The 10,084-nt window shown below is 49.2% G+C and carries 9 protein-coding genes; 3 read left to right on the forward strand and 6 right to left on the reverse strand.

Annotated features, from left to right (window positions below; all coding sequences use genetic code 11):
• Positions 1–4 precede the first annotated feature (4 nt).
• The gene (hisG, locus tag QM529_03110) at positions 5–751 is read right to left on the reverse strand and encodes an ATP phosphoribosyltransferase (protein ID MDI9313652.1); all 747 of its coding nucleotides are present in this window, start codon (positions 749–751) and stop codon (positions 5–7) included.
• Positions 752–795: 44 nt separating this feature from the next.
• Entirely contained in the window at positions 796–1,224 is a 429-nt protein-coding gene (gene ndk / locus QM529_03115; protein ID MDI9313653.1) for a nucleoside-diphosphate kinase, read from the reverse strand.
• Between ndk and QM529_03120 the strand changes: the two genes are divergently transcribed.
• The 3 genes from QM529_03120 to glyS are packed head-to-tail and all read left to right on the forward strand — an operon-like array spanning position 1,223 to position 4,315.
• On the forward strand, positions 1,223–1,429 hold the full coding sequence (locus tag QM529_03120; GenBank protein MDI9313654.1) for a hypothetical protein: 207 nt from the start codon (positions 1,223–1,225) through the stop codon (positions 1,427–1,429). The two genes, ndk and QM529_03120, sit on opposite strands and share 2 nt — an antisense overlap.
• Positions 1,419–2,288, forward strand: a complete 870-nt coding sequence (locus tag QM529_03125; GenBank protein ID MDI9313655.1) for a glycine--tRNA ligase subunit alpha — start codon at positions 1,419–1,421, stop codon at positions 2,286–2,288. Before QM529_03120 ends, QM529_03125 begins: the two co-directional genes overlap by 11 nt.
• Positions 2,289–2,308: 20 nt before the next feature.
• Positions 2,309–4,315 carry a glycine--tRNA ligase subunit beta gene (gene glyS, locus QM529_03130; protein ID MDI9313656.1) on the forward strand — a complete coding sequence of 669 codons (2,007 nt, stop codon included), beginning with the start codon at positions 2,309–2,311 and terminating at the stop codon, positions 4,313–4,315.
• Between the two features lie 12 nt (positions 4,316–4,327).
• Here the strand turns inward: glyS and QM529_03135 are convergent, their stop codons facing one another.
• From QM529_03135 to nuoL, 4 genes are all read right to left on the reverse strand, one after another.
• The gene (locus tag QM529_03135) at positions 4,328–5,083 is read right to left on the reverse strand and encodes a biotin--[acetyl-CoA-carboxylase] ligase (GenBank protein MDI9313657.1); all 756 of its coding nucleotides are present in this window, start codon (positions 5,081–5,083) and stop codon (positions 4,328–4,330) included.
• 7 nt (positions 5,084–5,090) lie between these two features.
• Positions 5,091–6,662 carry an NADH-quinone oxidoreductase subunit N gene (locus tag QM529_03140; protein ID MDI9313658.1) on the reverse strand — a complete coding sequence of 524 codons (1,572 nt, stop codon included), beginning with the start codon at positions 6,660–6,662 and terminating at the stop codon, positions 5,091–5,093.
• A 27-nt stretch (positions 6,663–6,689) separates the two neighbouring features.
• Entirely contained in the window at positions 6,690–8,174 is a 1,485-nt protein-coding gene (locus tag QM529_03145) for an NADH-quinone oxidoreductase subunit M (GenBank protein ID MDI9313659.1), read from the reverse strand.
• Between the two features lie 15 nt (positions 8,175–8,189).
• Positions 8,190–10,084 (reverse strand): NADH-quinone oxidoreductase subunit L (gene nuoL, locus QM529_03150; GenBank protein MDI9313660.1); only part of this gene is annotated, 1,895 nt, incomplete at its 5' end.

Genomic DNA, 10,084 nt, shown 5'->3' on the forward strand with positions numbered 1-10,084 from the left:
CTTGTTACAAAACACTTTTAAAGGCCGCCAGCAAATGGGCAAAGGCCTTGGGGTGCGTTTTGTAGGCAACGCGGTTGACCATCAACAAACTGGTGACATCCAAAATTTTATTTTCCTCGAGCAAATGGTTATCCTTCAGGGTTTGGCCGGTTGCCACCAAGTCGACAATTTCATCGGCCAGGCCGAGCGTCGGCGCAAGTTCTAACGAGCCAGACAATGGCATGACCTCTATCGCTTGGTTTTTGCCGTGGTAGTAGGCGCGCGCCAGGTTGGGGTATTTGCTGGCCACGATTTTTTTGCCATTGAAGTTTTTCACCGATTGCGCCGCCGACGCCAATCGCGCGGTGCTGAGGCGGCATTTGCCTATCCCCAAATCCAACGGCACATAGATGTTGTCGCGATGGTCGCGCAGGCCCTCTCCCGCGTCGCGTAATTTTTCTTCCCAAATATCGCGGCCCAAAATTCCCACCACCGCACTGCCGGTGGCAACGAACGAAAAAACGTCCCAATTTTTTACCTCGACCAATGTCAGGGCTGAAAAATCATCGGCCATCGCCGCCAACTCGCCGCTGAATGGCAGGGTGGTTACCAACCGCCGCCGGTCGTTGGCCAAAAAATCATCGGGCAAGGCAATGCCAATTTTTTTGAGCAACGGAACGGCCTCGGCCATGACCCGCCCCTTGGGCAGGGCAAAAACAAACGGGGATTTTATATTATCGTTGGTCACGGGATTGGGTATAGCGGCATCCATGTTTCATCGACATGTTTTTTATGTCCCCTAACCTTATATAGATTTTAACCGACCAGTTCAATACCGGCGAAAAAGAAGCTTATCTCGTTACGGGCGTTTTCCACGCTGTCCGAGCCATGGACCGAATTGGCCTCAATCGATTCGGCAAATTCTTTTCTTATCGTGCCGGCGTCGGCCTTTGCCGGGTCGGTCGCCCCCATGATGGTGCGGTTTTTGGCGACGGCGTTGTCGCCCTCCAACACCTGGACAACCACCGGCCCCGATGTCATAAATTGGCAGAGCGATTTAAAAAATGGTCTGTCCTTGTGAATCGCGTAAAAATCACGCGCCTGGGCCGGGCTGAGGTGAATTTTTTTCATCGCGACAATTTTTAAACCGCCGCTTTCAAATTTTTCATTTATTTTGCCGATAAGGTTGCGGCGTGTCGCATCGGGTTTGATAATCGACAGGGTGCGCTCGGCATGGGGGGACATGGTTGTTGCATTCATAATAATTGCTATAGATTTTTTTTTAAAACAAATCAAGCAAAAGATAAAATCTTATCATCTTTATCATCGCACGAATTTTTTTCGCCGCAATGCCCGGCCTATCGTCTTAACCCTGCCCCTCGCCCACCCCAAGCCAAAAACAGCTTTCGTTGCCAGTGATAAAATGATAGATAAAAAAAATGACCAATAATTCGCAAGCCAACAATTTTCAAACGATGGTGTCCGCCCTGCAACAATATTGGGTGGGGCAAGGTTGCGCATTGTTGTTCCCGATTAAGAACGAGGTCGGGGCCGGCACGTTTCACCCGGCGACAACATTAAAATGCTTGGGGAAAAAACCATGGCGCGCCGCCTATATCCAGGAATGTTATCGCCCGGGCGACGGGCGTTACGGCGCGCACCCCAACCGGCTGTGCCATTATTATCAATTCCAAGTTTTATTAAAACCCAGCCCCGACAATTCGCAAGATTTATTTTTGCAAAGCCTGGCCGCCATCGGCCTTGACGTAAAAAAACATGATGTAAGGTTTGTCGAGGATGATTGGCAAAGCCCCACCCTGGGGGCGGCCGGTTTGGGGTGGGAGGTTTGGTGCGATGGGATGGAGGTCGCGCAATTTACCTATTTCCAACAGATGGGTGGTTTGCCGCTGGCCGTGCCGTCAACCGAATTGACCTATGGCCTGGAACGATTGGCAATGTTTTGCCAGGGCGTCGAAAATGTTTACGATTTGGATTACGGCGGCGGGCAAAAATATGGCGATTTGTTTCAAAAAAACGAGGAAGCCTATAGCCGATATTATTTTGAATTGAGCGATGCCAAATTGTTGGTGGAAAATTTTAAGCAGGCCGAGGGCGAGGCCACCAGATTATTGAGCGGCGACGCGCCGGCGATTTTGCCAGCTTACGACGAGGCGATGCGCGCCAGCCATTTGTTCAATATGTTGGAGGCACGGGGTGCAATTTCGGTTTCCGAACGCCAGGCCTATATCGACCGCGTGCGCACATTGGTGTCAAAAATCGTTGCCGCGGTGGTTGCCGGCGAACAATAAACCACCTTGGGAAAAATATAATGGATATTGTCATTGAATTGATGTTCGAGGAATTGCCGGCCAGCGAGCAACGCCGATTACAAACTTATTTTGAAAAAAATTGGCTGGCAAATAGCCAGGCGACAAAAAAAATCCTTATCGGGCCGCGGCGGGTTGCCCTGTTGGCGTTTGGCATTTCGCCGAATGATTTGCAAACCACCGAATTGAAAAAGGGCCCGCGCACCAGCGCGCCGAAAGAAGTCATCGGTAAATTTTTGGCGGCCAATGGTTTGCAAGAAAAAAATTTAACAATCGACGGCGATTATTATTTTTATGAAAAAACCAGCGATATAAAAAATTGGCTGAGCACGACGTTGGAGGATAAAAATTTATTTTCCAAAACCATGGTGTGGCAAGCGACAATGGAGAATAATCAAAAGGGGCAATCTGGCCAATCATCTGGCCAGTGGCGGGCGATTCGCCCCCTGCGCCAAATTATTATTCAGGTCGATGACAAGCCGATGGTGGGGGAGATTTCATGGTCGGGGAAAGCCATGACATTATCACAAGAATTTATTGGCCATCGGTTTTTGGATAGCAAGCCGTTCAGCCTTGACCAGGCGAAGAATTATGTGGAAGCGATGGAGAAGCATTATGTCAAATTTTCGCAAAGCAACCGCGCAATTGGTGGCGCAGATGCCGAGCTATCATTTCCTTGCGTGGAAGAAAAAAATTTACAAATTCTTGAGCAAGCATTTTTATATAATGAGGTCTTGCCCTTAGTTGAATACCCATTTTCTATGTTGGGAGAAATCGATGATGAATTCATGGCATTGCCCAAAGAAATAATTATCAGCACCATCAAGACCCATCAAAAATTTATTCCACTATATGAAAAAAACTCCCTCAAATTCTCGCCCTACTTCTTAATCATTGCCAACAATGGTGGTGATGCGACAAAAGAAAAAGAAATCTTGGCGGGGTATCAACGGGTGCTTCGCGCGCGGTTGGCCGATGCCAAGTATTTTTTGCAGGAGGATTTAAAACACGACCTTTATTATTTTCGCGAAAAATTAAAAAATCGTTTGTTTTTCCAAGGGCTCGGCACGCTTTACGACAAAACCGAACGGGTGAAAGAAATAGCTTTAAAATATAAAAAATATTTTACAACATCTCATATCGAAGAGGATGGGCTTAGCGACGATGAAATAAAAACCGCCGCCGAGCTTTGCAAGGCCGACCTGACCACCCAGGTCGTTAATGAAATGCCCGAATTGCAAGGCAGAATAGGGAGTTATTATGCCACAAAAATGGGATTATCGGAAAACATCGCCAAAGCTATTAAAGAACACGATGAGCCTATGTTGGTGGCCAATGCCCCTCCTTATTTATCCGCCCTCATCGGCTTCAGCGACCTCTTGGATACCTTGATAGAATTTTTTCGCATCGGCAAAATACCGACTGGCTCCAGCGATCCCTTTGCCCTGCGCCGCGCCGCCTCTTATCTCGTGCAAACCTTAATTCAAGGCGATATATCCATGGCGATTAAAGATTTACAATTGTCCGACAGCTTAAATAATTTTTTAAAAGAACGATTGTTATATTACCTAGAAATAACAGAAGCTAGCAAATATATTCTTTCTATTCTTGAAAAGAAAGCCTTATCAATACCGCCGATGCAATTGTATAAATTGTGTGAATCCATGCAATCCATTAACCTGTCCACCATCACCGCCCTGACCAAGCGCGCCATGAATATCGTTGATGCGCAATACACCGCCATCGATGAAAAAAAACTGGCCGAACCCGCCGAAAAAAATTTCTTCGCCGCCTTGCAACGGTTGGATGGTGATTTGCAATCGGCGTTAAAAGCCGACGACATGTTGGCCGCCCTGCGCCATATCGCCGCCGTTGAACAGCCGCTGAATGATTTTTTTGATAAGGTTTTGGTCAATGATAAAGACGAAGCCAAAAAACAAAACCGCCATGCCCTCATCAATAGGTTTTTATCCCTCAGCCATCAAGTCGCCGATTTTTCGCTGGAATAAAAAAATAGCAAATTACAAAATATCGGCGACCGAAAAAATTTTTACAACCCCGTCGGTCATCACCCTTAAAGCCCCATCGGGCGTTATGCCTTGGTAAATGCCGGATGTTTTTTCCGCCCGACCCGGCACGGTGAATTCTATCGCCGTGTCAATTGCCATGGCGCGCGCCGTGTAAAGCGACGCAAAGGGCGCGAATCCTTCCGCTTGCCACGGCAGTAAATGGTTATCAATCTGTTGCAACATTTCCTGCGCCAGCTTGCGCGGGGTGGGGACAATATCGGCAAGTTCCGCCAGGCAAGCAAAACCCGCCGGCGCGTGATGCAGATTCGCCCCGATGCCGATAATCACCGCCCCGTCAATTTTTTCAACCAAAATGCCGGCAAGTTTTTTACCATGCAACAACAGGTCGTTCGGCCATTTTAAACGAATGGCATCATTGTCATTGTTCGGTAAAAAATTTGCCACCGCGTCGAACAGGCAAATACCAACCAACAGGCCGATGCTTGGCAATGCCTCGGCCAGAAAATGAAAATGCGGCAGGTAAAGCGAGAAGAAAAAATTCTCGGTCGCCTCGCCCTTCACAGGTTTTTTATCGCCACCCGAATCCAAAAATGCACGACCATGCCGGCCGTAACCCGCGCTTTGCCGACCGCTTAAAAATAGTGTTTTTTTATCGCCACCACTTGCATGGTATTGTTTGGCTTCATCTTGCGTGCTGGGGGTGGTGGCAAATGCCCGCAACCAATAATCGGCAAAAAATCGTTCCATAAAAAATTTATGGGCGGAATATCAACAGCCAGCCCATCAATTTGCCCAACAACAATGGCGCGCCGATTTGTATCAACACCATCAACCAAAACCAAAAATGCAGCAACGTGTTTTTTTGCCCGTCGTATAATTGGCGCGGCGCCAGGGTGAAACCATCGGGCACCGCGTCGATATAAATGGTTTTGATAATTTTTAAATAATAGGTCGCCGACACCAAGCTCAACAACACCGCCACCACCGCCAGCGGGCCAAACCCAAATTTTACCAAGGCAATCAACACCCACCATTTGGAGAAAAACCCGAGAAGCGGCGGAATCCCCGCCAGCGAAAATAACAAAATCAAAAGGCCAAAGGCCAACTTTGGCCGATAACGCGACAGGCCGGCAAAATCGCTCAAGCATAAATCTTGCTCCTGCAATTCATCTTTTGCGTCACCCTTATCGCCCTTGCCGACAACCTTATTTGCCACCTTGCGGTAACCGAGCAATATCGCCATCAAGCCGATGGTTTGGGTTAGGTAAATAAATAAATAGCCGGTGAAAAAATTCAACGAATCGAAATTGGCGTCCTTTGACAGGGCGACCAAGGCCAATAATAAAAACCCAACATGGCTGACCCCCGACAGGGCAATGAAACGTTTCAAATTATTTTGTATCAAGGCCGGAAAAGCACCAAACACCAACGACAACACCGCCAAAATACCGACGATGACTTGCCATTGGGCCTGCAACGGGGAAAAATATTCCAACAGCAACCGCGCGATGATAATCAACCCCGCCAATTTTGGCGCGGTGGTGAAGAAAGCGGTAATCGGCGATAATGAGCCCTGGTAAACATCGGGTGCCCAAAAATGAAACGGCGCGGCCGATACCTTAAAACCCAGCCCAATAATGACAAACAACAACCCAAGCGTCAGCGACAATGTCGCGCCACCGCCGGCCGCCGTATTACCAAGCGCATTTTTTATCTCGACAAAATCCAAACTGCCGGTCATGCCGTAAATCAAACTAACCCCGAACAGGAAAACCGCCGACGCCATCGACCCCAAAATATAATATTTCAACGCCGCCTCGCTCGCCCGTTGGTCTTGGCGGTTCACATTAACCAAAAAATAAAAACATAAAGACGAAAGTTCCAACCCCAAATACAGCGTGACAAAATGCCCGGCCGACACCATCACCGCCAAACCGGTCACCGCCCACAGCATCAATGTTGGAATTTCAAACCGGAACATTCCCACCTGCTGGGTGTCGTCCATTATCCCATTTGCCCCCCGCCCATCGCCCCCGCCGGCGGTTTGCCAAAAACGCCCCGACAATTGCAACACAACAAATGTCGAACCAAGAATTAATAACCAGCCATAGATTATCAGCGGGTTGTGCGCCATCAAATTAACCGCCGTATCGCCGCCCGCCCCCACCAACAACAGCCCCAGCCCCAGGCCGATGATAGAAAAAAAATGCGACCAGCGGGCAAAAATACCATAAAGCCCGGTCAGCAAGATAAAAAATCCGGCAAACGCCAGGAAGCTTATCGGTAGCAGGCTTTTTGATAATAACAAATTAATTATATCGCTCATGTTTTTTCCTTTCGTTGTTTCGTGAAATTATTGCAATAGGATAATTTTGCTGATGACGGGTTCGATGTAACTGGTGATGACCTTAGAATAAATGCCGAACCAGAAAGTGACCGCCACCAACGGAATAAATATAAGCCATTCGCGCAAATCGATATCCTTTAATGTTTTGACCAGGCTGTTGTCAGCGGTGTTCATATCGCCAAAAAACACCCGCGCGTATAACACCAACATATAGGCCGCGCCCAACACCATGCCCAGTCCCATGCCCAGGGCGACCATCGGTTGCGATTGGTAAACCCCCAGCATCGAAATAAATTCACCCAAAAAGCCAAAGGTGCCGGGCAGGCCAATCGATGACAGCGTCAAGAAAAAAAACATGGTGGCGAACCACGGCATTTTTTTGGCAACGCCGCCGTAATCGGCAATTTGCCGGCTGTGGGTGCGGTCGTAAAGCACGCCAACGCCGAAAAACAAACCGGCCGAGGTTATGCCATGCGCCAACATTTGAACCATCGCCCCCATGATGCTGATGGCGTTGCCGGCAAAAATACCGGCGGTAACAATACCCATGTGCGCGATAGATGAATAGGCGATAAGTTTTTTCATATCGGCCTGGGCCAGGGCGACCAGGCTGGCCCACACCACGGCAATAATCGACAGGCCAAAAATAAAGGGCGCGAACGCCGCCGAGGCCTCGGGCAACCAAGGCAAAGACAAGCGCAAAAACCCATAGCCACCCATTTTTAACAACACGCCGGCCAAAATCATCGAGCCAGCGGTTGGTGCCTCCACGTGCGCATCGGGCAACCAGGTATGCACCGGCCACATCGGGATTTTTACCGCGAATGATGCAAACAAGGCCAAGAAAAATAAATATTGCCAAGCGGTGGGAATGGCGGTGGGCAAGGTTTTGTTCATCGCCATTGTCATATCGCTGGTGCCGGCCATCAACATCATGGTTATCAAGGCAATCAACATCAGCACCGAGCCCAACAGGGTGTAGAGGAAAAACTTAAAGCTCGCCTTGATACGATTTTCACCGCCCCAGACGCCGATGATAAGGAACATCGGGATGATCACCCCCTCGAAAAACATATAAAACAAAAACATGTCGAGCGCGACGAAGCAACCAATCATCATGGTTTCCAACACCAGGAAGGCAATCATGTAATCGCGCACGCGGTCTTGAATGCCGCGCCAGCTGGCCAACATGCTCAAGGGGGTTAAAAATGTCGACAGCAACACAAAATAAACCGACAGGCCGTCAACCCCCATGTGATAACCGATATTTAAGCTGGGAATCCATATCGATTGTTCGACCATTTGCGCGTCGGCCACGCCGGGTTTGAAGGCAAACAGCATCGCCAACGATAAGAAAAAATTAACCAAGGCAAACACCATCGCCACCACCCGCACCGCCGTTTTGTCGGATTCGCGATTTTTAAACAATAACAACAACAATGCCCCCACCAGCGGCAGGTAGGTCATGAATGATAAAATTGGAAAAGACATTTTTAAAACCTTTCTTTAATGCAATAACAAATAAGCCAACAATGCCATCAGCCCCAAAATAAATATCATGGCGTAATGATATAGAAAACCGGTTTGCAGGGCGCGGCCGGCGCGACTTACCCCCAGGGAAAACCAGCGGGTAAAATGCGGCCCGATGTTGTCGATGATGCCTAAATCGCCACCGCGCCAAAAAACCTGACCCAGGTATTTCGCCGGTATGACAAAAATAAAATTGTAAATTTCATCAATCCACCATTTGTGATAGGACGCAAGGTAAAACGGGTAAAGCAATTTCGCCGTTAAGGATGGCAGGCGGCGCGGCGCGACGATATAAAATAAAAAGGCAAGACCAAACCCAGCCACCATCATGATGGTGGGCAATGATTTTACCAACCACGGGGTTTCTTCCAGCGAATCCAAAATGGCGTTATGCGCCAGGGCGTTTTGCCAAAATTCATCGCGCAGATGGCCAATCAACAATGGTTCGAAATAGAACCCAGCGAACAAGGCACCGACCGCCAACACCGCCAATGGCCACAACATAATGCCGGTTGATTCATGGATATGCGCCATGATTTTTTTATCGGCGCGCGGCGCGCCATGGAATGTCATGAACAGCAGGCGGAAGCTGTAAAAACTGGTGAAGAAGCAAGTGATTACCAACAGCAAAAATGGCACGACCGAGGTTGTGCCGCCGCCCAACACCGACCCCATGAAGGAGGATTCTACAATCAAGTCTTTTGAAAAATAACCTGAGGTCAAGGGAAAGCCCACCAGGCTCAAACTGCCCAGCCACATAAAAAACCGCGTCAGCGGCATGTATTTACCAACGCCGCCCATTTTGGTTAAATCCTGCTCGCCGCTTAACCCATGGATAACCGACCCCGCCCCCAAGAACAACAAGGCCTTAAAAAATGCGTGTGTCAAAAGATGAAACAACGCCACCGAATAGGCCGAAAACCCCAAGGCAACAAACATAAACCCAAGTTGCGAACAGGTGGAATAGGCGATAACGCGCTTAATATCTTTCTGCGTCAAGCCAACGAAGCCGGCGAAAAAGGCGGTAATCGCCCCGACCCAAATAATAACCTGCAACGCAACCGACGACATTTCAAACAAGGGCGATAACCGCGCCACCATAAATACGCCGGCCGTAACCATGGTGGCGGCATGGATAAGGGCCGACACCGGGGTTGGCCCCTCCATCGCGTCGGGCAACCAGGTATGCAAACCAAATTGCGCCGATTTGCCCATTGCCCCCATAAACAACAACAAACACACCAGGGTGATGGCATTAAAGTCAAGCCCGAGGATGGTGAAGACGACGCCCGATTTGTTGGGCAGGGCTTTAAAAATTGCATCAAATTCCAATTCGCCGGTCAATTTGTAAAGGGCAAAAATACCCAGCGCAAACCCGATGTCGCCCACCCGATTGACCAAAAATGCCTTAATCGCCGCGGCGCGCGCCGTGGATTTTTCGTGCCAAAAACCAATCAGGAGGTAGGAGGCGAGACCGACCCCCTCCCACCCGAAAAACAATTGCACCAAATTGTTCGACGAGATAAGCATCAACATCGCGAAGGTAAAAAAACCAAGGTAGGCGACGAACCGCGAAAAATTTTTATCGCCATGCATGTAACCTTTTGAATAGACATGCACCAAAAACGACACGGTGGTCACCACCAACAGCATCATCAGGCTTAGGCTGTCGAACATCAGGTTCCATGAAAAATGCAATTTATCCATCGAAAACCAATCGACCAGCGGGAAGATTTTTGCCTTTAACCCCGCGCCATCGCGCAACAACCCGTGCGCCGCCTCGGTTACGCTGTCGCTCGCCGTGCTGGCGGCGGTCGTGGCGGCATCAGCCGCCGTGTTGCTCGCCGTGGCCGTTGCATCGCTCGCCGCGC

This window comes from Hydrotalea sp., from assembly GCA_030054115.1.
In the GTDB taxonomy this organism is placed as follows: domain Bacteria; phylum Pseudomonadota; class Alphaproteobacteria; order JASGCL01; family JASGCL01; genus JASGCL01.

Excerpts from the sequence above, each read along its gene's own strand:
- hisG (MDI9313652.1), bottom strand. The coding sequence starts at position 751 with ATGGATGCCGCTATACCCAATCCCGTGACCAACGATAATATAAAATCC.
- QM529_03120 (MDI9313654.1), top strand. The coding sequence starts at position 1,223 with ATGGTTGTTGCATTCATAATAATTGCTATAGATTTTTTTTTAAAACAA.
- ndk (MDI9313653.1), bottom strand. The coding sequence starts at position 1,224 with ATGTCCCCCCATGCCGAGCGCACCCTGTCGATTATCAAACCCGATGCG.
- QM529_03125 (MDI9313655.1), top strand. The coding sequence starts at position 1,419 with ATGACCAATAATTCGCAAGCCAACAATTTTCAAACGATGGTGTCCGCC.
- glyS (MDI9313656.1), top strand. The coding sequence starts at position 2,309 with ATGGATATTGTCATTGAATTGATGTTCGAGGAATTGCCGGCCAGCGAG.
- QM529_03135 (MDI9313657.1), bottom strand. The coding sequence starts at position 5,083 with ATGGAACGATTTTTTGCCGATTATTGGTTGCGGGCATTTGCCACCACC.
- QM529_03140 (MDI9313658.1), bottom strand. The coding sequence starts at position 6,662 with ATGAGCGATATAATTAATTTGTTATTATCAAAAAGCCTGCTACCGATA.
- QM529_03145 (MDI9313659.1), bottom strand. The coding sequence starts at position 8,174 with ATGTCTTTTCCAATTTTATCATTCATGACCTACCTGCCGCTGGTGGGG.